Origin of the sequence: Isoalcanivorax pacificus W11-5 (assembly GCF_000299335.2) — a bacterium.
In the GTDB taxonomy this organism is placed as follows: domain Bacteria; phylum Pseudomonadota; class Gammaproteobacteria; order Pseudomonadales; family Alcanivoracaceae; genus Isoalcanivorax; species Isoalcanivorax pacificus.
In genome coordinates this window covers 906,966-929,889 of record NZ_CP004387.1, presented here as the reverse complement: position 1 = coordinate 929,889, position 22,924 = coordinate 906,966, and the positions used below count along the sequence as shown (strand labels likewise).

Below are 22,924 nucleotides of genomic sequence, written 5' to 3'. Positions count from 1 at the left end.
TCACACACCGTGGCCGCAGTCTCCTTGTTATCGGGCTTCCACCGTGACCCAGCGGCCAGCACTCTGTGCCTGCACACCCGCGTCGTACATGTTTTCCACCTGCCAGCCCGGCAGGTAGAAACGGCCGGCGAACGAGGCGTTCAGTGACAGCGTGACGGTGCGGCTTTCGCCCGCTTTCAGGCTGAAGTAACTGAGCACACGGTCATCGCGGATGTCCTGGTAGGTCAGCGCCTGCGGCGCCTCCGCACCGGCCATGCGATCGTTGCTGACCTGCCAGCCGCTGGGCAGGATCTGTGTCAGCGCCAGTTGTTGCTGCAGACGGCCACTGGTGTTGGTCACGGTGACCTCGGCGCGGATATCCGTGCCCTGTCCGAGCGTGTCGATGGCCAGTGGCTGGCCGTCCAGGCCGGTGAAGCGGGTCTGTAGTTGCAGGCCGTTGGCGCTGGCCTGTTCATGGCCCGCCGCCGGCACGCCGCGATTGCTGAGCACCACATACAGGCGTTGCGCGCTGTTATTACGGACCGCGAGCACACCCGGTTCAGGCGCGGGTGTCCGGGTGCTCAGCACCGCGCTCTCGCGCACGCTCACCCACTCGCCGTCACCCTGGCGCCAGGCGAAATCCAGGCCGTTCTGCTCACTCGCATCGAAATAACGGGACAGCGCCATCAGCGCCCAGGCCACCGACTGCGTGCTGTACCAGCGTTCGCCACCGAGTGATTCGGCAATCGCCTGCACCTGCGCCTCGGCATCGTCCTCGCGCTTCAGGCCATCGAGCACCGGCAACAGGATAGCGCGGTCGCGCAACGCCGAGCCGAAGGTTTCACCGGGCTGGTCATAATCACGCAGTGCCGTGCTGGCGTTGTCGGTCAGGGCTGCCGCCACGTCGAGCATGCCCATGGCCTGGTAGGCCGCCGCCAGTTGCCAGCGGGCAATGGCCGCCAGCCCCGGCGTTTCGCGCAGGCGGTTCATGGCGCCGGTTTCCGGCGCGCCGGCCCGCACCAGCGTGTACAGGCGATAGGCCTGCGCGAGTTGCGTGGCCTCGTTGCCGCTGAGATAACCGCGTGCCTGCTGGCGCTGGTGGTTGCGCCAGCGATCCAGCATGTCCGCCGGCACCGCGTAACCGAGCCGTTGTGCTTCCAGCAGGAAATGCCCTGCGTAAGTGGTGGCCCAGTCGTGCGCACCGCTGGCGCCCGGCCAGTAGGCAAAGCCGCCGTCCGCCAGTTGATAGCCGCGCAGGCGATCAATGGCGCGCTGCACGTTGGCAGCGGTATCCAGTTGCTGCGCTTCCGACAGCGCCATCAGCCCCGGCAGGTAAAGCTGCGGGAAGGCCGCAGACGTGACCTGCTCCAGGCAACCGTGCGGGTACTGGATGAGATATTGCAGACGCTGGCCCAGATGCAGTGGCGGCACGCTGCTGATTTCCAGCGTGGCACTGTTGGTGCCCGGCAGACCATGCGGGGTGAAGTCCTGTGTCCAGGTTTCGCCCGGCGGCAGCGTCGCCTGCCACTGTGTGACCGACGGCGGGTTCGGGCTGCGCACGGTCATGAAAATGGCTTCCTGCGTCTGCTCGCCACCGCCCTGCGCGTTGACACGGATTTCGCCGCTGCCGACTTCATCACCCACCGACAGGTCGAGCACGGTGATCGCCTCGCCCGGTGCGTCGAACGACACGGACGCGTCGCCCTGCGTCACCGTGAACAACGGATCCGCTTCCAGCGTCACCGCCACATCACGAATATCCGGCGACTGCACAAACAGGTTCACCGGCACCGACACCTGTTCGCCCGGGCCAAGCACACGCGGCAAAGTGGTCAGCAGCGCCAGCGGATCGCGCACGGTGACGGTCTTTTCCGCGCGGCCATAACGGCCATTGTCGCCGGCCACCAGCATCACGCGCACAGCGCCCAGGTATTGTGGCAGGGTCACCTCATGCTCGCGGGTTTCGCCGGCACCGAGTTCAAACGCACCGAGGAAACGCACCACGGGCGGGAAGCGCCGCTTGCGGCTGGCGTCGTCGTCCATGTCGGCGGCGTCACTGCCGCCGATGGCGATCAGCCGCTCCAGCGCGCCGGCGTAGGCGCCGGCCACTTCATCGAACAGGTCCCAGGTGCGCACGCCGAGGGCTTCGCGGCGGAAGAATGCTTTATGCAGGTCCGGCGTGCGGAAGTTGGTCAGGCCGAGCAGGCCCTCGTCGACCACCGCCAGCGTGTAGGTCATCGGCTTGCCGTCGTTTTCCTGCACGCGGATCGTGAACGGCTGTTGCGGCCGCACGGTGTCCGCCACCGTCAGTTGCGGGTGCAGGTGCGTCGCCGGGTCGCTGACCATCAGCGGCACCAGACCGAACAGACGCAGCGGGCGATCGTTCTCGCGCCCGGCGTGCGGTTGCAGCAGCGTCACACTGACGTACACGTTCGGCGCCATCTCGGCGGTCACCGGCACCTCGAAGCTGTGTTCACCGTCCCCGAGTTCCAGCCAGTACTGGTTCAGGATGCGGCTGCCGTTCTCGACACTGATCAGTGCACGGCCCTGTTCGGTTTCCGGCAGGCGCACGGTAGCGGTATCACCGACGGTGTATTCGGTCCGGTCGGTGTAGAGCGTCAGGCGGCTGGCGCCTTCGCCACGTTCTTCGCGGGCGCGGCCGGCCCAGCCGGGCCAGTCCATATAGAACACTTCACCGGCGCAGTGGCCGCCGTCCGGATCGCAGACGCTCAGCAGGTAGCGGCCCCACTCCGGGTAATTGATGCGCAGCGACCATTCGCCCTTGCCGTCGGCGTCGGTGCTGACCTTGCCTCGCTGAATCGCCAGGTGACCGGCGCTGCTGGCATAGCGCGCCAGCGCTTCACCACCCTGGTCCCACCACCAGCGCCATTCGATCTTGTACAGCGAGACTTCCAGGTCTTTCAGCGCCAGCGGCTCGCCCTGGCTGTCCAGCGCGGCGATACGCACGGCGTGGTCGGTGTCGGTCAGCAGCATATTCCGCGCCTGATCGCCCGCCGGCAGTTTCAGGCCGACATACTGCGGCCAGGGGTGGTAATCCACCGAGCGGCTCTGCACGCTGAACTGGCCGCCCTGTTCAAACACGCGGCTGGTAAAAGTGGCGCGCAGCATACCCGGGGCAGTGTTGTCGTGCAGCAGGGTGAGCGGGAAGCGTGCATAACCCTTGGCATCCAGGCGACCTTCGAACACCGTCTGTTCCGCGCTGGAAAAACTGCGCGCCGGATCGTCGAAACGGTAGTCGGTAAAACGGTTGAAGCGCGTCGGCCTGGCACTCAGGCGTGCTTTCACATCCGCCTTCAGATTGGCGGCGGTAGCGCCGGAAAGCCACTGGCCGAACAGGGTGCTGGCGCGCGGCATATCGTCAACGCGCAACGGTTCCTCACCCACGTCCAGGTTCACGCTCAGGCGGTTCGGCACCACGGTTTCGATACGCACCGGCGCGTCGAACAGCATGCCGCCGACACGCGCCAGCAAGCGCCATTGTCCGGTCGGTGCGTCCTCGTCGGTGTTCAGCGTAAAGGTGTAGAAATTGCCCACCGGCGCACTGCTGGTGCGGCTGGCCACGCGGTTGCCGCGCGGGTCGTAGAGTTCCAGCGTCACCGGGTGTTTTGCCGGCAGCACTTGCTCGCGGTCTTCCAGCACGAAGGTCAGGTGCATGTCGTCGCCGGGACGCCACACATCACGTTCGCCGTACAGATGCCCTTTCACGGCGTGCCGCACCTGCACCCCGCCGACATCGAACTGGCTGGTGGGCAAGGCCATGCCACGGGACAGTTTCAGATAACCCCGGTCCTCGTTGCGGCGCGCGGTCATGTAGAAGGCTGCGCCATCCAGTGGCAGCGTCAACATGCCGCTGGTGTCGGTGACGCCCTTGCCGATGCGCTGTTGCTGGTAGTTGAACACCTCGACTTCCACGCCGCCGGCCGGCTGGGCGTTGCGCAGGTGTGTGGTGACCACATGCAGGGTGTTGTCGCTGCCCTGCTTGGCCAGCAGGCCGAGATTCGAGGACAGCAGATTGCGCGTGGCGCTGACCGGGTTGTCGTAATCGTAAAGGTAGTAGGCCCGGCTACAGGGGTTGTGGCGCTCGGAGTACGCCACGTAACCGCTGTCATTGAACCAGTTTTCGATGCCGTCCCAGCCGCTGCCTTCCACCTGGCCCGGCGCCTCCCAGTTGTCCAGCGGACGGGCCGGGTCCTGCGTGGGCGTGCGGTCGGTGCATTCGAACAGCACCTGGTCACGGTCGATGCGCAGTTCAAGCTGGAACAGCGTGCCGGGTTCATCCACCACCAGGTCCGACACATCCAGCAGATAACGCTGCCAGCGGTCGCGCGGCACGTCAGTGAGCGGGAATTCGCGGCGCCACTGGTAACGGCCTACCTGTTGCAGCCCGTTGCCTTCGGTGAGGCTGTTCTGCTGGAAAAACTGGCCGATATTGTTGCGGTACACCTTCATCGCGGTGATCGTCACGGCACGCACATTGACCGCCTCGAACGGCACGGTCAGGCGATCATTTTCCGGCAGCACCACGCCCTTGCCGACAAACCGCACGCCCGGCTTGAGGCTGACAAACGTGAGCGCCTGCTCCCACGGCTCGCCAAGCCGGCCGCCCTGTTCGCTGCGTAGGCCCGGCTCCAGCCGCAGGCGGGTTTCGCCGGTAAAATTCTCCGGCGGGTAGATGCGCATCTGGCTGCCTTCGATGCGCGCGCTGGCATCCTTGCCATCCAGCCGCACCAGCCCGGCGAGGTTCTGCCGTGGCGCCAGCGGCGCACTGAAGCTCACGGCGATGTACTGCCGCTCGGCGGCGGTAATACGCACATCGGTGACACTGAATTCGTCCCGCGCCGGCACGCGCAGGGTGCGATCACCCTGCTGGTCTGTGCCGATCTCCGCGCCATGCCAGCGCAACACCACCTCGCTGGCCTGATCGCTCCGGCGGATATCCCCGATCAGGAAACTGTGCGTGCGGCCGGCGGCGTCGTGCTGCCAGGTGGCGGTCAGCACACGCTCGCCCTGATGCGCCTGCAGCACGTTCTGTATCGCCTCGGGCGAGGCCTGGTCCAGCGTGGTCAGTTCGCCGGCCAGTTGCATGGTGTCGTCGTCCACCGGGGCCAGGCCCTGCAGGCGCAGGTCCATGCTTTGCGGCAAGGCACTGACGCTGAACTGGTACGGCGTTTCCAGCGGCACGCCCGGCAGCATCGCCGGGTTCAGGCTGACCTGATAGGTCTGCCCGGCCTTGAGCGGAGACGCCAGCAGGATGACCAGTTCCTGTTCGCTGACAAACCGCGCCTCGGCCTCTATCTGCGGCGTGATCGTGACCAGTTTTTCCAGCGCTTTCTCAAGCTGGTCGGAACCGATCACCGGGCCACTGAAGCGTACCTGCAGCGGCCCGGCAGCGGGCACCCGGGCAGGGGAATGGCCCGCCAGGTAGGCGTCCCACGCGGCGTCAGGCGCGGCACGGGTCACCGGCGGCGCGTCCTGGGCAGGTTCGGGGGTGTCATCGCAGGCGGCAAGGGTCAGGAAGCAGAACAGGGCCAAAAGGCGAAAGGGCGACAAGCTCATGATGCAGGCATCCGGTCCGTAGGCTGTCGGGCAAACATAGCACACCGCCACGGCGGCGGTGTGTACCTGCGTCATGCTACACTCGCGCGCCTGAAATCCGACCGTCGACGGGAACCGCCATGCCCCTGCTTACCCTCCGCAACCTGCAACTCAGCTTCGGCGCTGCGCCGCTGCTGCACGATGTGTCGCTGACCATCGACAAGGGGGAGCGGCTGTGCCTGGTCGGCCGCAATGGCGCCGGCAAATCCACACTGATGAAGATCATCGCCGGCGAACTGCAACCGGACGACGGCAGCATCGAGCAGGCCCAGGGGCTGCGCGTGGCGCGGCTGGAACAGGACGTGCCCCGCGGCACCGAAGGCAGCGTGTTCGACGTGGTCGCCGGCGGGCTCGGCGAACTGGGCCGGCTGCTGGGGGAATATCACCAGCTCACCCTGCAACTGGGCGACGGCGACGACGCCACCCTGCAGCGCTTCGAGACGGTGCAGGCGGCCATCGACGCGCACAACGCGTGGGATATGTCGCAGCGCGTGGAAACCGTGCTCTCGCGCCTGACGCTGGATGGCGACACCGGCTTCGCCGGACTGTCCGGCGGCATGAAGCGCCGCGTGCTGCTGGCGCGCGCACTGGTGCAGGCGCCGGACATCCTGCTGCTGGACGAGCCCACCAACCACCTGGACATCGACGCCATCCGCTGGCTGGAAGAATTCCTGCGCAGCTTCAATGCCACACTGGTGTTCATCACCCACGACCGGGCCTTTATCCGCGCCCTGGCCACACGCATCATCGAGCTGGATCGCGGCCGGCTGACCAGCTGGCCCGGCGATTACCAGGCCTATCTGGACGGCAAGCAGGCGGCGCTGGACGCGGAAGAAAAAGCCAACGCCGAGTTCGACAAGAAACTGTCCCGCGAGGAAGCCTGGATTCGCCAGGGCATCAAGGCCCGGCGTACCCGCAACGAAGGCCGCGTGCGCGCACTGAAAGCCCTGCGCAATGAATTCGCCGCGCGCCGCAACCGCCAGGGCACGGCCAGCCTGACGGTGCAGGACGTGGCCCGTTCCGGCAAGCTGGTGATCGAGGCCGAGCACCTGAGCCAGCGCTATGACGACCGGCAGATCATTGACGACCTGTCGCTGACGATCCTGCGTGGTGATCGCATCGGCATCATCGGCGCCAACGGCTGCGGCAAGTCCACGCTGCTGAAAATCCTGCTTGGCCGGCTGACGCCGGACAGCGGCAGCGTGAAGCTGGGCACCAGTCTGGAAGTGGCCTACTTCGATCAGTTGCGCGACACCCTGGACGAAGAAAAATCGGTGCTGGAAAACGTCACCGAAGGCAGCGATATCCTCACCATCAACGGCCAGCCCAAACACGCCATCGGCTACCTGCAGGACTTTCTGTTCGAACCGGCGCGCGCCCGCCAGCCGGTCAAGTCACTGTCCGGCGGGGAACGCAACCGGCTGCTGCTGGCAAAACTGTTCACGCGGCCGTTCAATGTGCTGGTACTGGACGAACCGACCAACGACCTGGACGCTGAAACCCTGGACCTGCTCGAAGAACAGCTGATGCAGTACACCGGCACACTGTTGCTGGTCAGCCACGACCGGGAATTCATCGACAACGTGGTCACCAGTACGCTGGTGTTCGAACAGGGCCAGATCAACGAATACGTCGGCGGCTATCAGGACTGGCTGCGCCAGCGCGCCAGCGGCGAGCCGGTGGCGAAAGCCGGCAAGCCCGAGGACAAGAAGCCGGCACCGAAAGCCGCCGCGCCGAAAACTGTAAAAAAACTGTCCTACAGTGAACGGCTGGAGCTGGAAAAACTGCCCGCAGAAATCGAGCAACTGGAGCAGCAGATCGAAGCCGTGCAGGCCCGCATGAGCGCGCCGGAATTCTACCAGCAGGAGGCGTCGGCAATAGCCGCCGTCCAGCAGCAACTGGCGGATCTGGAGCGCACGCTGGAAACACGTTTCGCCCGCTGGGAAGCGCTCGACGCCCTGTAAAACCGGCCGCCACTCCAGGAACCGGCGCCGGTTTCACGTATCCAAGCCGCCGAATGCCGTTTTATCTGAGGAGCTGTGCCATGCCGTTGCGTCTTTCCTGTGCTCGCCCGCTGTCGCGCGCATTGCTGCCGGGCCTGCTGTGCCTGGCCGTCATGCCGGCGCTCGCCACCGAGGTGGAAGACGAAGACATCGCCAAGCCCGAGCAGGCACCGGCACCACAGGTGGTGGAAGAACCGGTGGTGATCGAGGAAGACGGCCGCCCTGCCCCCTTCACACTGCTCGGCGACAGCGTCGCGGCCGGCGGCATCGACACCCTGTACTGGTCGCCGGAGCAATCCTTCGCCTCCATCGCCACGCCGGTGCCGGTACTGGTGGCACACGGCAGCCAGCCCGGCCCGACCGTGTGCCTGACGGCAGCGATCCATGGCGACGAACTCAACGGCATCGAAATGGTGCGCCGGCTGATGTATCAACTGGAGCCGGCCACACTCACCGGCACCGTGGTCGGCATTCCGATTGTGAATCTGGATGGTTTCCGGCGCGGTGAACGCTATCTGGCCGACCGTCGTGACCTGAACCGTTATTTTCCCGGCGTACCGGATGGCAGCTCGGCGGCGCGCATCGCGCATTCGCTGTTCTCGGAAATCATTGTCCACTGCCAGTACCTGGTTGACCTGCATACCGGCTCGCTGCGGCGCGTGAACCATGCGCAGCTGCGCGGTGACATGACACACCCGGATATCGTCGAGTTCGCGCGCAAGTTCGGCGGCATCACCGTGCTGCACGGCAAGGCCGCCAGCGGCACCCTGCGCCGCGCTGCCACCGACGCCGGCATTCCCACCGTAACCATGGAAGCCGGCGGCCCGAACCGGCTGGAAGAAGAAGCGGTAGACAGTGGCGTGAAGGCGATTGAAACCGTGCTCGACAACCTCGGCATGCGCAAGACACGCCGCTTCTGGAGTTCGCCGCAACCGGTGTTCTATGAATCGCAATGGCTGCGCGCCAGCCAGGGCGGCATTCTCATGTCGCAGGTCAAACTCAACGACCAGGTACGACGCGGCCAGGTGCTCGGCACGGTGACCGATCCGGTCACCAACACCGGCAGTGCGATCATCGCGCCGTTCGACGGTCGCCTGCTCGGCATGGCGGAAAACCAGGTCGTGCACACGGGCTTCGCCGCCTACCACGTCGGTGTGGAAAAGGCGCCGGAGCAGGTGCAGGAAGAAGCGGCCCGGCAGGAAGCCGAGCAACAGGAAAGCGTTCAACCGGTCCAGGATGACGGAGGCACTGCGGAAGACATTGCCCCGGAAAGCACGACGCCGGAACAAACCGGCGAAGAGGCCCCCCCGGCGGACGTTGATACGGCGCCGTCCACCGACGGCTGAGAGAGGGGCCGGGGCAGGTCACGCCAAAGACGACACCCGCCCTGCCCTCTCACCAGCGTTGTGGCACTTTTCGCAGCGCACTCACGTCATAACCCTGACGCGCCAGAAACGCCACCAGCCGATCATAATCCGCCTCGCTGATGTCCGGCGTGCGCGCCATGATCCAGGCATAGTCGCGTTTTTCCCGGCCGATCACCGTCATGCGGTAATCCTCGTCCAGCCAGCTGATGCGAAAATCCGCCTTGAACGGCCAGAGAAACTGCATGCCCCAGAGTGCGTTGCCGTGCCCCTCGCGTACTGTCGCCACGGGTGTCATGGTCTTGCGTTCGCCGTCGAAGCCACCCTTGAGAAAGGTAAAGGTGGTGTCGATGCGACCGTCTTCGCGCAACTGATAACGCTCCACCGCATTCCAGGCATCACGTTCGAAAATCGTCGGAATGCTGGCGATCACGTACCAGTCGCCCATAAAACGCGGCAAGTCCACCTGTTGCGCCATCGCCACCGGCGGTAACGGCCGGCTCTGGCAACCAAGCATCAGCATCGCCAGCGCCAGCGCGCCGGAAGCAGCCATCCATCCAGGCATGAAACGTCCTCCACTGTGGGTGTCCGGGTACTGAACCCTATCCCCGGACAACACACTGTGAAGACAGCCGTTCAGAGAATCTCCGCCACCTCGTCAAACGCCGGGCGCGGACCACGCGGGTAGAGTTTTTCCGGTACTCCGTAGCCAATATTGATCAGCATGTTGGTGCGGTAGCCGGTGTCGGCAAAAAAAGCCTCATCCACTTTCGCCGCATCGAAACCGGACATCGGTCCGGCATCCAGCCCGAGTGCCCGCACCGCCATGATCAGATAGGCGGCCTGCAGACTGCTGTTGCGGAAGGCCGTGCTGTCACGCAGCGCATCGTTGCCGGCAAACATGTCTTTTGCACCCGGCGCGCCCGGAAACAGTGTCGGCAACTGTTCATGGAACGACGGATCACTGGCGACGATGATCGTGGCCGGCGCGGCCCGGGTCTTGGCCTGGTTACCCTCGGACAGCAACGGGATCAGCGTCTCCTTCGCCGCCGCGCTGACGATGAATTTCAGCCGCAGGGGAAACCCGTTCATGCTGGTCGGGCCCCACTTGGCCAGGTCGTAGATCTCGCGCAGTTGCGTCGCCGTGACCGGACGATCCTGCCAGTGCATGTGCGTGCGCGCCTCGGTAAACAGTTGCGCCAGTGTGGTGTGCGGCAGTGCCTGTGCGGTGTCACTCATGATTCACTCCTTGCAAAACAGGGCGGGCCTGCGCCCGCCGGTACGAACTTACCAGTGGCGGCCCAGCGTGCTGTCGATACTGAGACGGCCCGGTCCGCTGGCGGCGAGGACCAGCAGGCCACCGGCAATGGACAGGTTTTTCATGAACAGCAGTTGCTGGGTGTAGTCATTGAAGTCGGCGTGGAAAATCACTGCCGCCAGCACCGTGAACACGGCCAGGCCAATGGACGCGGTGCGGGTCAGGAAACCGAACACGATCGCCAGGCCACCGCCCAGCTCCGCCAGAATCACCAGCGGCAACAGCGCGCCGGGCACGCCGGCAGACGCCATGAACTGTTGCGTGCCTGCATAGCCGCCGATCTTGTCGTAGCCCGCCAGCACAAACATCAACGCCAGCAGCACGCGGCCAGCCAGTGCCATCCAGGGGGTAAACTTGTCCATCAGGTGTCTCCATCAAAGGGGTCAGAAAACGGGTCGGAAAACGGGTCGAAAAAAAAGCCCCGCCGTTGCCGGCGGGTGTCAGGGTCAGGGTAGATAGGGGGCCTGGTCCGGCAGGTCGAACAGCAGCGTTTCACTGTTGTCGCCCGCACTGCCCGCCAGTTGCGGCTGGCCATACACGGTGATCGCATCACCGGCACGCAGCACCTGGTCACCGACGCGGCGCTCGCCACGAATCTGGTGCAGGTAGAACAGCCGGCCGGCCGGCAGATCGCGGTTGCCCCAGACATCGCCACGCAGCAGCCAGAGGCGGGCATCCTGGAGAATCTCCAGGCTGCCGTCAGCGCCGTCCGGGCTGGCGATCAGCCATTCCGGCGCGTCACTGGCGTCCAGTTCCTGATAGCGCGGCGTACCGCCGGTGCGGTCCGGGCGCACCCAGATCTGCAGGAAATGCAGCGGGTCGGTTTCCGAGGCGTTGAATTCGCTGTGGCGAATTCCGCGTCCGGCACTCATCACCTGCACATTACCCGCCGGCAGCGTGGCCACGTTGCCCTCGCTGTCGCGGTGGGCAATGGTGCCTTCCAGCACATAGGTAATGATTTCCATGTCCTGGTGGCCGTGCGTGTCGAAGCCGGCACCGGGGCGCACGCGGTCCTCGTTGATCACCCGCAGCACCGAGACGCCCTGGTAACGCGGGTCGTAATAGTGGCCGAAGGAAAAGCTGTGGCGGCTGTCCAGCCAGCCCAGGTTCACACCACCGCGATCCCCCGCTTTCAGTATCGTTTGCATGGGTCTGTTCCTCCCTGCTGATTGATGAAAGCAAGATAAACCGCCTACCATCGCCAATAAACCGCCCAAACCTGAGCGATACGTTCAGAAAAACTGAACATAGGACACTGCCTCATGACCCTGAGCCTCGATGCCCTGCGTGTACTGGACGCCATCGCCCGCCGGGGCAGCTTCGCCGCCGCCGCGCAGGAACTGGACCGGGCCCCTTCGGCCATCAGCTACAGCATTCAGAAGCTGGAAGAAGACGCCGGGGTGCTGCTGTTCGACCGCTCCGGCCGCAAGGCACGGCTGACCGCTGCCGGCGAGCTGCTGCTGAACGGTGGCCGGCAACTGCTCAACCACGCCGAAAACCTGGGGCAGCAGGCACGCGCACTGGAAACCGGCTGGGAAAACCAGATCACCGTGGCGCTGGACGTGATCTTCCCGCCCGCACGGCTCTGGCCGCTGGTGCAGCGTTTCGATGGCGTGGCGCCGACCACCACACTGCGCATCATCAGCGAGGCCATCGGCGGCGGCTGGGAGGCGCTGGCCGAAGGCCGCGCCATGATCTGCATCGGCGGGCCTCCAGACAGCACGCCGCCAGGGGTGCGAGTGCAGGAGATGGGCCTGGCGCAGTTCATCTATGTCGCAAGCCCGGCCCATCCGGCCGCGCACAGCGGGCCACTGGACAGCCACCGGCTCAGCCGCTTCCGCGCCGTGGCGGTCGCCGACACCTCGCGCACGCACCCGGCCCGCACCATCCGCCTCACCCATTTGCAGCCGGCCCTGACCGTGAGCGATTTCCACAGCAAGGCCAGCGCGCTGGAAGCCGGCCTCGGTATCGGCACCCTGCCGCGCGGGCTGGCACAACCGCTGCTGGCCAGCGGTCGGCTGGTACAGCTTGAAGTGGACACGCCACCGGCACCGTTCCCGGTCTTCATGGGCTGGCGCGTGGACGGCGCCGGCAAGGGATTGCGCTGGCTGATCCGGCATCTGCCGGAGTATCTGCGCGAAGAACCCTGATGCTGACAGGGTGTTTGTCGACTGACCGCTACACAACCGTCCTGTCAGCACCGCGCCGAAGGGTTATAGAATCAGGGCAACCGCGATGTCCGGGCCCAGGGAGGGCGACTGATGACAACCCCGCTGCCGAAACGGTTTCCACTGAACCTGTATGACGAATTGCTGCTGCACCTGGACCAGCCCGCCTCACCGCTGGGCTTGCAGATGGAAATCCGGGTCAGCGGCCACCTGGACGAGGAACGCCTGATACAGGCCATCCGCAGCGCGGCCCGCAAGCACCCGATGAGCCGTGTGTCACTGGTGCCGCACGCCGCCGGTGATACCGGATACTTCTGGCAACTGCACGACGCACTGGAACAGGTGCCGCTGCGCATCATCCAGTGCTGCGACGAAGAAAGCCTGCATGAAGCCCGCAGCGCCCTGCACAGCCTGCCGATCCCGCTGGCCGAGGCACCGCCGTTCCGCTGTGCGCTGGCGCACTGCGGTGAGCGCGGTGACTTTTTCATGATCAACATGAACAGCACCGTCAGTGACCACATTGGCCTGTACCGCTTCATGCTCTCGGTGCTGCGCGCCTACGCCAATATCAGCGACCCGGTGTCCGGGCAGGATTTCCTGACCGCACGCCGGATCGGCCAGGAGCCGGACCAGAACCTGCTCAACGACGGCATCAGCCGCCTGACGCGGGTCATGGAAATGCTCGGCAGCACGCTGAATCCGCCGGCCCGCATCGCCGGGGACGGTGACGAAGCCGACCAGGCCGGCCTCGGCTTCATGCCGGTCCGTTTCAGCGCCGCCCAGACCCGGCGCCTGCAAACGCTGCGGCACGGTGGCGCCACCATCAACGATCTGCTGGTCACCACGCTGCATACGGCGATTGACCGCTGGAACACCGACCACGGCCAGAGCACCGGCCGGATCAGCATGGTAATGCCGATGAATACCCGTGGGGACGACTGGCGCGACGAGATCGCCAGCAACCTGTGCATGTGGGTGAATGTGGTGTCGCGGGCCAGCGAACGGGAGGATTTCGACAGCCTGCTCGCGGCCATCACCCGGCAGACCAGCAACCTGAAGGAAAGCGTGACCATGGCCGTGCTGGTGGACCTGATGCGGGAATTGCGCGCCCTGCCAGCCTGGATCCGACAGGCGGTACCGGCGTTGCTGCCGCTGACCGGCAACCGCATCGGCAGCACCACGGTGCTTGGCAACCTCGGCGCCATCCACTCGCCGCTGCCGGCCGACAGTGAGCTGGCACTGTCCGAGCTGTGGTTCTCACCGCCCTGTCGCATGCCCATGGGCCTGTCACTGGGCGCACTGACACTGGACGATCATCTGCATCTGTCGTTCCGCTACCACCGCCAGCAGTTCCGCCGGGAGAGCGCCTGGGCGTTCGCCGAGGTGTTCCTGGACATCCTGAACCAGCACCAGAGCCCCTGACAGGCAGGGCGCCCGGCGGTGCGTTAAGTTTACAACTGCATTGACTACCCCGCGCGGTGCCATGGTCAATTCAGCGAATGACTGTTCACCCAGTAAAGCTAGACTGGCCGCTCAGCTTCAGCATGGCTGAGGGCTCAGAGAGTGTCCCTCCTGAGTCCGGAGTGTATTCTCCGTGATAGCTCTCCCGAGCAAAAAATTCCGGCGCCCCTTTGGGGCGCCGTTTTTTTTGCTCGGTAGGGTGGGTAGAGCGAACGCGAAACCCACCGGGTCCATGTGCCGCACTGCTCGCACAAAACCAGCGGAACTACCCACCTCCGTCTAGCAGGCTGTTGAAAAACACCCTGCGCTGACGGCTCAATCAAGCCGTCAGCAAAATCAAGAGCGATAAGCGATTGATTTTCCGTGCCCACCTTTGCGGACCTGCGCCGCGAAGGTGGCTTGGAAAAGTCTCAAAGAGACTTTTTCAACACCCTGCTAGGGTAGTTTCGATGTTTTTGCGGGAGTGGACCATGGCTTGGACGTGGTGGGTTTCGCCGTTGGCTCTACCCACCCTACCCCTCAGGCTGCCGGCATGCCTTCCAGCCAGCGGCTCTGCCGCGAAAACTGGCTGCGCAGGAATTCCATCTGGTCACCACGGATACGGTGGCTGTTGATCAGCGCCAGGTACTCGGCCATGTTCGGCACGTACGGCAGCGCCAGCAGTTCCATGTTGCATTCCTCCAGCAACCGGCTGCCCTTGTGCTGGTTGCAGCGCCGGCAGGCGGCCACCACGTTCAGCCAGGTGTCCCGTCCACCGCGCGACGTCGGCACGATGTGATCACGGGTCAGCGACTGGTCACTGAACGGCTGGCCGCAATAAAGGCAGATGTTCTGGTCGCGGCGGAACAGGGCCCGGTTGGTCAGCGGCGGGCGGGTGCGGGGGTGCGGGTTGATGCGGCCGTCACAGGCAATGATGGAGTGCAGCTGCATCTCGGAGCGCTCGCCGGTGCAGCGTGAGATACCACCGCGCACCCGGTAGATGACGTCGCCCAGCGTCCAGGTCACCAGCCCCCGGGCATACAGACAGGCGGCATCCTGCCAATGGAGCCACTCCATTGGTGTACCGGCGATATCCAGCCTGAGAATCCGAGCGGACATAATGACTCCCGTTGCGACCCGATCATCGACACCGGCGGCAGTACCCGTGCCGGCACCTACCCGGCACGCACACAGCGCACAGCGACTTCTGTCCTGGCCGGTCTGTGTTTGCGTACCGCGATGCACAGCATCACAGCGCAAAAACATGACCACCGCATGGCAGTAACAGATCGTTTTTTTCGCCCGCCCCGGCGCGACATGACGCAGGCTCGGAGCGCGGCGTTACGCCGGGCGGATGAAACACCCATCGGATGTTCGCACCGCGCCGGCCACACAAACCCGGTGCAGACACTCGGATTTGCCGTGATTCGGGCAACAGGCACCGGCAACATGCTGGCCGGCGCAACGGAAGTTGCCGAAATAATAACCACGCTTTTTGTCAGACCACAAGCATGATCACCGCAGAAAAAGCGGAAAAAACCGCCATCACGGCCCGCCGCCAAAACGTGGCAATCGATAACAGGCACTGGCCTGCCCCCGGGTGTTGTCCGCATCCGTCATGATCGCCACCGCCGACACCCCGGTGATATCAATGTCGTGATAGCGACGAAAATCCGCGCGCACATCACGTTCGAAGCTGTGCCACTCGCCCAGCCCGTCTTCGCCGCTTTGCACCGCCACCATGATGGCGTTGCCGGTAAACGGATTCGGCCATACGGTGCCGGTGGCCTGTTCGCGGGACCAGACATAATTCACCGCCCGCGTCTGCCAGAAGAAACGCCCTTCGTGAATCACGTACACGCGGGCCAGGAAATCGTCGCCGCCACGACGTTTTTCCAGCGCCGCAGCGCCGGGGGCCTCGCTGCCTGGCACCAGTGGCGCCTCGGCACGCCATTGCCAACGCAGCAACAGACCAGCCTGGTCGGCGGCCTCCAGTTGCCGGACCAGCCCGGAGGCAGTACCGCGTGCCTCGGCACGAATGCAGTCATGCTCCGAATCAAGGCTGTACAGGGTTCGTCCTTCGAACACGACCTCACGCCAGCCCGGCACCGGGCCAGGCAAGGTGTCGCGCGCCAGCGCCTGGGCACTGAGTAGTATGAAGAGCACGAGCACCGTGCATCGCATCGGCATTCTCCCGACCAGTGGATGAGTCACAGGCCCTCCCGTCATGACATCCTGAGGGCGCATTGATGACCAAATGGTCACAAATAGTATTCAGTGAACAGGTGTGCCTGCTTACAATTGAGCCACTTCAGCCCTGGGGATTTCATTACCCTTTTCACAACAGGACCGTAACCGTATGTCCTTTGATTACCTGATTATCGGCGGTGGCTCGGCCGGCTGCGTGATGGCCAACCGACTGTCCGCCAACCCGAATAATAAAGTCTGTCTGCTGGAAGCCGGCCCCGATGACAACAGCCTGCTGGTGCGCATGCCCGCTGGCATTATCGCCCTGATGCGCTCCAACAAGCGCAACTGGCGTTACTACACGGCGCCGCAGACCGCCCTGAACAACCGCGAGATCTACATTCCGCGTGGCAAGACGCTGGGGGGTTCCAGCGCCGTGAACGCCATGATCTACACCCGTGGCCACCAGTGGGACTACAACCACTGGGCCTCACTGGGCAACGCCGGCTGGAGCTGGGACGACGTGCTGCCGATCTTCAAGCGCAGCCAGAACCAGGAACGTGGCGCGAGCGAATTCCACGGCACCGGCGGCCCGCTGAACGTGGCCGACCTGCGTTACCACCACCCGGTCAGCAACGCCTTCATCAGCGCCTGTGCCCAGGCCGGCCTGCCGCTGAGCGACGATTTCAACAATGCCACCCAGGAAGGGGTGGGTTTCTATCAGGTCACCCAGAAAGACGGCGAGCGCTGCGGCGTGGCCCGCGGTTACCTGCACCCGGCGCTGGAGCGCCCGAACCTGACCGTGATCACCGACGCCCGCGTCAGCCGCCTGATCCTCGACGGCAAACGCGTGATCGGCGCGGAATACACCCGCAAGGGTCGCGCGCAGCGGGTCGAAGCCGGTGAAACCGTGCTGTGTGGTGGCGCCATCAATTCGCCGCAGGTGCTGTTGCTGTCGGGTATCGGCCCGCGCGAAGAACTGGCGCGGCACGATATCCAGGTTCGCCATGCGCTGCCCGGCGTCGGTGAGAACCTGCAGGATCATCCGGACGCGCTGCTGGTGCACCGCTCCTTGAAGAAAGACGCACTGAGCCTGTCTCCGTTCGCGCTGCCGAAGCATATCAAGGCATTGTGGCAGTTCTTCCGCGACCGCACCGGCCCGCTGACCTCGAACGTGGCGGAATCCGGCGGCTTCATCAAATCACGCCCGGAAGAAGAGATTCCCGATCTGCAACTGCACCTGACGGCGGCGATGCTCGACAACCACGGGCTCAACTGGCTGTTCGCCATGGGCTGGGGCTATTCTGCGCACGTCTGCATCCTGCGCCCGAAAAGCCGTGGCCGGGTCGCCCTGAACAGCGCCGATCCGAACGACAACGCCCTGATCGATCCGCGCTTCCTGACTCACCCGGACGATATGGAAGGTATGGTGCGCGGCGCCAAGATCGTGCGGGACATTCTGCGCCAGGACGCACTGAAAGACTGGGCCGGTGACGAAATCTTCCCCGGCAAGGCCATCCAGAGCGATGAGGATTATCGCGACTTCCTGCGCCGCAAGTGCGACAACATCTATCACCCGGTTGGCACCTGCAAGATGGGTATCGACGACATGGCGGTGGTGGCACCGGACAGCCTGCGTGTGCATGGCCTGGAAGGTGTGCGTGTGGTGGATGCCTCGATCATGCCGACCCTGATCGGCGGCAACACCAATGCGCCCACCGTGATGATCGCCGAGAAAGCGGCGGACATGATGGGCGTCTGACACACCGCCGGGAAACGGTTGCGCCGGGGGGTCAGATCAGTTCAGATCACCCCGGCCTGCCGGAACAGCAGCAGTGCCAGCCCCGCTTCAATGGCCAGGAACAGCCACACCGGCCAGCGCCAGGTCGGCTCCCGCACCAGGCCCATCAGCCGCCCCGCCGCCATCCCGGCCAGCGCCACCGCCACCGTCAGCCAGATGCCCTCAGCCCACTGCGGCTGCTGCCGCGACCACCACAGCAACGCACACATGGCGATGCCGTAACCGCCGTAGACCGCCTGGATTTCATTGCGTGCCGCCGCCGTACCGGCCTGGATGTCGAACACGGCGAGAAAGCTTCGCGGCACAATCAACGCGCCCAGCCCCATGGCCAGGAACAGCATGGCAATGACCGTAATTATCATGGTCCGGCTCTCCTTGGGAACCTCTGAATAACTCCCCGGTGGCTCTGCGGGCGCTACAGCATGCAGTAGCAAGGCGCATCGCGCTGGCAATGGCCGTAGCCCTTGCCAAGCGACGCAACGCGGCTAATGCGTGCTGTAGCGCCCGCCCTGCGGGGCTTTCCGGGCGGCGCCTGCTCCGCGTTGCGACTTCTCGACGTAGCCCGCTATGCCTTCGAAGTCGCGCCTTGATCAGGCGCCGCCCGGAAAGCCAGAACCACCGGGGAGTTATTCAGAGGTTCCCTTGGTTTTTTCGCGAGGCTAGAGGCCCGGGGCGATGCTGGCAACGACCTCCGGCATCATCGCTGCCTTCCCGCCATTTCTTTCTGGAAAATGTATACCGCAGAGACGAATAAAGCGCCCGGAGGCGCTTTATTCAGTGTCGTCACCGCCTGGGCAGGCGGACTACCGCAGCACGACGAAGAACATCCCGCCGGAGCGGTTGAGCCGCAGCAGCAGGGCCGCATCCTGGTCCGGTACGGCGGCACGCAACTGGTCGACATTTTCCACATCCTTGCGGTTGGCATTGATGATCACATCGCCGCGACGCAGGCCGGCACGCCAGGCGGCGCTGCCATCTTCCACATCCTCGACCAGCACACCCTTGCTGGCGTAATCCACTTCGCCATCACGCAAGTCGCGGATGCTGGCGCCGCGCAGATGCTCGGACACCGCATTGCCGTCGGCCGTCTGCCCACCGGTTTCGCGGATCACCGCCACCACCTGGCGCGACTTGCCGTCGCGGACAATATCCAGACGTACCTGCTCGCCCACCGGCGACAGACCCACCCGGTTACGCAGATCCGCCGCGCGGGTGATCGGCTTGCCATCCACCGCCGTGACGATATCGCCCGGCTGCAGGCCGGCTTCCGAGGCCGCACTGTTGTCCAGCACCTGGCTCACCACGACACCGCTTTTCTGTTCCACATCGAAGGCTTCTGCCAGCTCCGGGCCGAGGTCCTGCACCGTCACGCCGAGCACACCGCGACGCACTTCACCATTCTCGATCAGTTGCATCATCACATTGCCGGCCATTTCCGTGGGGATGGCAAAGCCGATGCCGATGTTGCCGCCGGCCGGCGCAATGATGGCGGTGTTGATGCCCACCAGTTCGCCACGCAGATTCACCAGCGCCCCGCCGGAATTGCCCGGGTTGATGGACGCGTCGGTCTGGATGAAATTTTCATAGCCGTCGATGCGCAGGCCGGTGCGGCCCAGCGCCGAAACGATCCCCGAGGTCACCGTCTGGCCCAGGCCGAACGGGTTGCCGATGGCAATCACAAAGTCACCGACCCGCAGCGTGGTGGAATCGGCAATCTTGATTTCCACCAGGTTGTCGGCCTCGACTTTCAATACCGCCAGGTCAACACCGCTGTCCGTGCCCACCACTTCGGCTTTCATGGTGCGGCCATCCACCAGCGTCACTTCCACTTCGTCGGCATTGCGCACCACGTGCGCGTTGGTCAGGACATAGCCGTTCTTGGCGTCCACGATCACCCCGGAGCCGGCACTGGCGGTACGCCGTTCGGGCATTTGCCCGGGCTGGTCAGGCAGGTTGAAGAAACGACGGAAAAACGGGTCCTGCATGAGCGGGTTCTGATGCGCGCGCACGCGCGCGAACGTCGCGATATTCACCACCGCCGGCGATACTTCTTCCAGCATCGGCGCCAGTGACGGCAACTCCTGGCCATCGCCGATGATGCGGGGTAAAACGGCCTGCGCCGGCAGGGCCAGCAGCATGCCCAGCAGTATCAGGAAAGCCGGCACGGGCAGGCGCCGGAATCGAATTGCTTGCAAGGTTCGCCCTCCTAATCAAGGTTCGAAAAATCGCCCGGAGCGATTTTTTTTGACATCGCATCAGCGACTGCCTGAAAGGTGGCCGCCAGGGACGGTGGGCCACAAAAACAATCACCCCAATGCAGCGGATTCGACCCAGGCGGTGTGACAAGGTTCCTGATATCACACCGGGCCCGCGCCCTCCGCGACGAACAGCCGCACGCGGTTATATTCACTGGATTCACCCAGGTCCGGCCAGGTGCTGGCCTGCTCCTCGGTCAGCCGCCGGTAGCCCGGCGGGTTCAGGCCGGGGATACGCGAATCCGCCAGCCATACGGACGGGGCCGCCCGAAACGTCTGCAGCAGAGAGAGGTTGTCACGGTCGTAGAGAATGTCGGCGGCGGTCAGCACCTCCGCCTGTGGCAGGCAATCGGCCAGTGCATCGCAGGTCTCCACCCGCAGGCCATTGAGCGCAGCATTCTCCTGTACCGCCAGCCGCGCGTACGGATCGAGGTCGCAGGCAATCACCCGGGCCGCGCCCGCCAGTGCAGCGGACAGCGCCACCACACCAGAACCGCTGCCCACATCCACCACGGTGCGCCCTGCCACCGTCGCCGGATGCGCCAGCAGCCAGGCACCGAGCACCTGTCCGGACGCCCAGCAGAACGACCAGTACGGGGGCTGTTCCATCAGCGTATTCACCGTCTGTGGCGACAGCGCCCGGCTGGACAGGATGTCCGCCAGCAACCACAACCGCAGCGCCGGGATGCGCGGCAGCGGCGTGGCCGCCAGCGACGCTTCCGGCAACACCGCATGCAACTGTTCGAGCAGCCCGGACGGCGCTGTCTTTCCTGATTCCGCTGTCATACCCTTTGCATCCTGAAACAGATTTTGCCCGATGAGGGCGTTTGACCTCTGTGCCGCCCCCGATGTGCGGCACCCGGCGCGCCACATGGTCGCCAGAATGGACGCGGAGAATAACAAGATGAAGCGGTTTTGCCTGCTGGCCTGGCTGCTGCTGTGCGGCCCCCTTGCGCCATTGCACGCCGACACGCCCGCGCCGGTGATGCCGGAGCCGGGTATTTCCGACCGGTTTCTCGATACTTTCCTGCGCCTGTACGAAGCCGACCCCGGTGCCCTGGTGCGTTATGCCAACGCCCTGCGCGCGGTAAAGCCCGCACAATTGCAGCGTGCCATGGAGGGGCTGGACACCACCTCGTTCACCTATCTTTACCCGATGGTCATCAGCGCCGCCGAACTGCCGGCGCTGAACAGCCTGCCACTGGAGGCGCTGTCGCTGATGGCGGTGCGTGGCGGCACGCTGAAACCGATTCCGTTCCAGTTCGATGAGTACGATCAGGAAGGCCTGATCTGGATCGAGGGTGTCAGCCGCAACGCCCCGGACGGCGAGCCCGGCAAACTCGACGGGCTGGACGAGCTGGTGTTCATGTACCGCGACGGTGGCCGCGAGCAGTACGACCCGGCCCGCCACGGCAGCCACAGCGGCCTGCTGCTGCGCGAGATCCGCCTGACCTCGCCACGCAATGCAGACCGCTTCGTCTATCTCGTGCGCGACAACCCGGACCGTTCAACGGCACGCTATGTGGACATCGATCTTGATGCGGGCACGCTGCGTACCACAGTGATGACCCTGGATTTCAATCCGAAAAACCTGGCCAATATCCAGCAGGTCACGGCACGCGTCGGCGAACACGCCGACGAGAACGTATTCGACACCCTGCACCTGAACCTCAGCACCGGCATTCTCAACCGCAACCTGCGCGTCAATCTCGACACGCGCAAGAATATCCGCGCGTTGCCGCTGGGCGTAAAACAGGGGCCGGTCCGCGCCAGCGTGCTGTTGCGTGCGCGCATCTGGTACTTCGGCCTGCCGACGCTGTTCAGCCATCACCTGCATGTGCATCTGTACGAACAGGGCGCGGTGATCCCGGTGCAGCTTGCTGTCAGCAGCCTCGGCGCCGTGAAATACCTGCTCTCGCTGCTGCGCGAACCGGAAGCCACGCTGACCGTGGACCTGCATCAGGTCCAGGGGGCACGCACCACCTTCGACAGTGCCTGGCATGAACGCCTGACCGGCGTGGTGGACGGCGAGATGAGCCTGTATGAACAGAGCCTCAATCATCACCGCATGCCCGGCGACTGGTTGATGCTGGATTCCACGCGGGGCTGGTCGATGTTTTTCGTCAACCGCATTCCGATTACCGAAGGCGGCCTGTTTGATGCGTTCCTGACCGGCTCGGAACTGTCCATGCTCTATCTGGACGACCCCGGCGCCAGCACCGATTATCAGCAGTTCAGCGGCGCCACGCCACGGCTGGGCTTTCGCGCCAACGGCCTGCCCGAGCCCGCCCTGGCATTGCTCGCCGCCGCGCCGCGCATGCCCCGCTCGGTAAAGACCCTCGGCGACGCCCTGCTGCACCTGCAAGACACCGCACAGCAGGGCGCACTGGATGACTACGATCGCATTGTCAGCGAGGTGCTGGCCGGCCTGGTGGCCCGTGGCCAGTACACCACCGTCGCAGCGCTCACCGACGCCTATCTCCATGATATGAGCCGCCTGCGCTTTACCGGCATTCCCGAGCCCGTGCTGGCAGACATTTTTCGTGCGGCAATGCAGCGCGCCATGACCGATCCTGCCACAATCGACCATGCAGCCCTGCTCAGCGCGATGAAGACCGAGGCCGAAGCCCGGGGTGTGAACCTGGCCGCGTTGCGCCACGCCACCATGGACCTGGCGCTGTGGTTTCCAAACAGCCCCGGCCCGGACGGCCCGAAGGATTTCTACTGGCAGGTGGAACATCCACCGCGCGCTGACGTGGCACCGGTGCCGGTGCTAAGCCACCGGGAATAAAA

General features: G+C 64.7%; 17 protein-coding genes. 7 read left to right on the top strand and 10 right to left on the bottom strand.

What is annotated here, in order from left to right; translation table 11 throughout:
• Positions 1 to 27: 27 nt before the first annotated feature.
• Positions 28 to 5,631 carry an alpha-2-macroglobulin family protein gene (locus S7S_RS04390; RefSeq protein WP_008738365.1) on the bottom strand — a complete coding sequence of 1,868 codons (5,604 nt, stop codon included), beginning with the start codon at positions 5,629 to 5,631 and terminating at the stop codon, positions 28 to 30.
• Between the two features lie 44 nt (positions 5,632 to 5,675).
• Here S7S_RS04390 and uup point away from each other — a divergent pair, with 44 nt between their 5' ends.
• Positions 5,676 to 7,559 (top strand): ATP-binding cassette ATPase Uup, encoded by a 1,884-nt coding sequence (uup, locus tag S7S_RS04385; RefSeq protein ID WP_008738367.1) that lies wholly within the window; start codon positions 5,676 to 5,678, stop codon positions 7,557 to 7,559.
• 80 nt (positions 7,560 to 7,639) lie between these two features.
• On the top strand, positions 7,640 to 8,944 hold the full coding sequence (locus S7S_RS04380) for a succinylglutamate desuccinylase/aspartoacylase family protein (protein WP_008738369.1): 1,305 nt from the start codon (positions 7,640 to 7,642) through the stop codon (positions 8,942 to 8,944).
• 49 nt (positions 8,945 to 8,993) lie between these two features.
• Here the strand turns inward: S7S_RS04380 and S7S_RS04375 are convergent, their stop codons facing one another.
• The 4 genes from S7S_RS04375 to S7S_RS04360 form a co-directional block, all read right to left on the bottom strand.
• Positions 8,994 to 9,527, bottom strand: a complete 534-nt coding sequence (locus tag S7S_RS04375; RefSeq protein ID WP_035205202.1) for a lipocalin family protein — start codon at positions 9,525 to 9,527, stop codon at positions 8,994 to 8,996.
• 71 nt (positions 9,528 to 9,598) lie between these two features.
• Positions 9,599 to 10,201: a malonic semialdehyde reductase gene (locus S7S_RS04370; protein ID WP_008738372.1), complete on the bottom strand. Its 603-nt coding sequence runs from the start codon at positions 10,199 to 10,201 to the stop codon at positions 9,599 to 9,601.
• Positions 10,202 to 10,249: 48 nt separating this feature from the next.
• Entirely contained in the window at positions 10,250 to 10,642 is a 393-nt protein-coding gene (locus tag S7S_RS04365; protein WP_008738373.1) for a DoxX family protein, read from the bottom strand.
• A gap of 84 nt (positions 10,643 to 10,726) precedes the next feature.
• Complete coding sequence (locus tag S7S_RS04360; RefSeq protein ID WP_008738374.1) at positions 10,727 to 11,428, bottom strand: pirin family protein; 702 nt, start codon at positions 11,426 to 11,428, stop codon at positions 10,727 to 10,729.
• A 114-nt stretch (positions 11,429 to 11,542) separates the two neighbouring features.
• On the opposite strand from S7S_RS04360, the gene S7S_RS04355 reads away from it, so the two are divergent.
• Complete coding sequence (locus S7S_RS04355) at positions 11,543 to 12,430, top strand: LysR substrate-binding domain-containing protein (RefSeq protein WP_008738375.1); 888 nt, start codon at positions 11,543 to 11,545, stop codon at positions 12,428 to 12,430.
• Positions 12,431 to 12,541: 111 nt separating this feature from the next.
• A complete protein-coding gene (locus S7S_RS04350; protein ID WP_008738376.1) occupies positions 12,542 to 13,870 on the top strand; it encodes a hypothetical protein in 1,329 nt (442 codons plus the stop codon).
• A 558-nt stretch (positions 13,871 to 14,428) separates the two neighbouring features.
• On the opposite strand, the gene S7S_RS04345 is transcribed toward S7S_RS04350, so the two are convergent.
• On the bottom strand, positions 14,429 to 15,007 hold the full coding sequence (locus tag S7S_RS04345; protein ID WP_035205204.1) for an HNH endonuclease: 579 nt from the start codon (positions 15,005 to 15,007) through the stop codon (positions 14,429 to 14,431).
• Positions 15,008 to 15,163: 156 nt separating this feature from the next.
• On the opposite strand from S7S_RS04345, the gene S7S_RS19535 reads away from it, so the two are divergent.
• A complete protein-coding gene (locus tag S7S_RS19535; protein ID WP_144401587.1) occupies positions 15,164 to 15,403 on the top strand; it encodes a hypothetical protein in 240 nt (79 codons plus the stop codon).
• A 30-nt stretch (positions 15,404 to 15,433) separates the two neighbouring features.
• Here S7S_RS19535 and S7S_RS04340 read toward each other — a convergent pair whose 3' ends face one another.
• Entirely contained in the window at positions 15,434 to 16,072 is a 639-nt protein-coding gene (locus S7S_RS04340; protein ID WP_008738378.1) for a DUF3047 domain-containing protein, read from the bottom strand.
• A 175-nt stretch (positions 16,073 to 16,247) separates the two neighbouring features.
• Between S7S_RS04340 and S7S_RS04335 the strand changes: the two genes are divergently transcribed.
• On the top strand, positions 16,248 to 17,837 hold the full coding sequence (locus S7S_RS04335) for a GMC family oxidoreductase (RefSeq protein ID WP_008738379.1): 1,590 nt from the start codon (positions 16,248 to 16,250) through the stop codon (positions 17,835 to 17,837).
• Between the two features lie 41 nt (positions 17,838 to 17,878).
• On the opposite strand, the gene S7S_RS04330 is transcribed toward S7S_RS04335, so the two are convergent.
• The 3 genes from S7S_RS04330 to S7S_RS04320 form a co-directional block, all read right to left on the bottom strand.
• Complete coding sequence (locus S7S_RS04330) at positions 17,879 to 18,238, bottom strand: DUF4345 family protein (protein WP_008738380.1); 360 nt, start codon at positions 18,236 to 18,238, stop codon at positions 17,879 to 17,881.
• A 441-nt stretch (positions 18,239 to 18,679) separates the two neighbouring features.
• The gene (locus tag S7S_RS04325) at positions 18,680 to 20,071 is read right to left on the bottom strand and encodes a DegQ family serine endoprotease (protein WP_008738381.1); all 1,392 of its coding nucleotides are present in this window, start codon (positions 20,069 to 20,071) and stop codon (positions 18,680 to 18,682) included.
• Positions 20,072 to 20,233: 162 nt separating this feature from the next.
• Positions 20,234 to 20,917, bottom strand: a complete 684-nt coding sequence (locus S7S_RS04320) for a class I SAM-dependent methyltransferase (RefSeq protein WP_008738382.1) — start codon at positions 20,915 to 20,917, stop codon at positions 20,234 to 20,236.
• A gap of 118 nt (positions 20,918 to 21,035) precedes the next feature.
• Here S7S_RS04320 and S7S_RS04315 point away from each other — a divergent pair, with 118 nt between their 5' ends.
• Entirely contained in the window at positions 21,036 to 22,922 is a 1,887-nt protein-coding gene (locus tag S7S_RS04315) for a hypothetical protein (protein ID WP_008738383.1), read from the top strand.
• Positions 22,923 to 22,924: the final 2 nt, after the last annotated feature.

Coding starts and splice junctions, on each gene's coding strand:
- S7S_RS04390 (WP_008738365.1), bottom strand. CDS start 5,631: ATGACGCAGGTACACACCGCCGCCGTGGCGGTGTGCTATGTTTGCCCG.
- S7S_RS04360 (WP_008738374.1), bottom strand. CDS start 11,428: ATGCAAACGATACTGAAAGCGGGGGATCGCGGTGGTGTGAACCTGGGC.
- S7S_RS04345 (WP_035205204.1), bottom strand. CDS start 15,007: ATGTCCGCTCGGATTCTCAGGCTGGATATCGCCGGTACACCAATGGAG.
- S7S_RS04380 (WP_008738369.1), top strand. CDS start 7,640: ATGCCGTTGCGTCTTTCCTGTGCTCGCCCGCTGTCGCGCGCATTGCTG.
- S7S_RS04340 (WP_008738378.1), bottom strand. CDS start 16,072: ATGCGATGCACGGTGCTCGTGCTCTTCATACTACTCAGTGCCCAGGCG.
- S7S_RS04365 (WP_008738373.1), bottom strand. CDS start 10,642: ATGGACAAGTTTACCCCCTGGATGGCACTGGCTGGCCGCGTGCTGCTG.
- uup (WP_008738367.1), top strand. CDS start 5,676: ATGCCCCTGCTTACCCTCCGCAACCTGCAACTCAGCTTCGGCGCTGCG.
- S7S_RS04315 (WP_008738383.1), top strand. CDS start 21,036: ATGAAGCGGTTTTGCCTGCTGGCCTGGCTGCTGCTGTGCGGCCCCCTT.
- S7S_RS04375 (WP_035205202.1), bottom strand. CDS start 9,527: ATGCCTGGATGGATGGCTGCTTCCGGCGCGCTGGCGCTGGCGATGCTG.
- S7S_RS04350 (WP_008738376.1), top strand. CDS start 12,542: ATGACAACCCCGCTGCCGAAACGGTTTCCACTGAACCTGTATGACGAA.
- S7S_RS04370 (WP_008738372.1), bottom strand. CDS start 10,201: ATGAGTGACACCGCACAGGCACTGCCGCACACCACACTGGCGCAACTG.
- S7S_RS04320 (WP_008738382.1), bottom strand. CDS start 20,917: ATGACAGCGGAATCAGGAAAGACAGCGCCGTCCGGGCTGCTCGAACAG.
- S7S_RS04335 (WP_008738379.1), top strand. CDS start 16,248: ATGTCCTTTGATTACCTGATTATCGGCGGTGGCTCGGCCGGCTGCGTG.
- S7S_RS19535 (WP_144401587.1), top strand. CDS start 15,164: ATGGCAGTAACAGATCGTTTTTTTCGCCCGCCCCGGCGCGACATGACG.
- S7S_RS04330 (WP_008738380.1), bottom strand. CDS start 18,238: ATGATAATTACGGTCATTGCCATGCTGTTCCTGGCCATGGGGCTGGGC.
- S7S_RS04355 (WP_008738375.1), top strand. CDS start 11,543: ATGACCCTGAGCCTCGATGCCCTGCGTGTACTGGACGCCATCGCCCGC.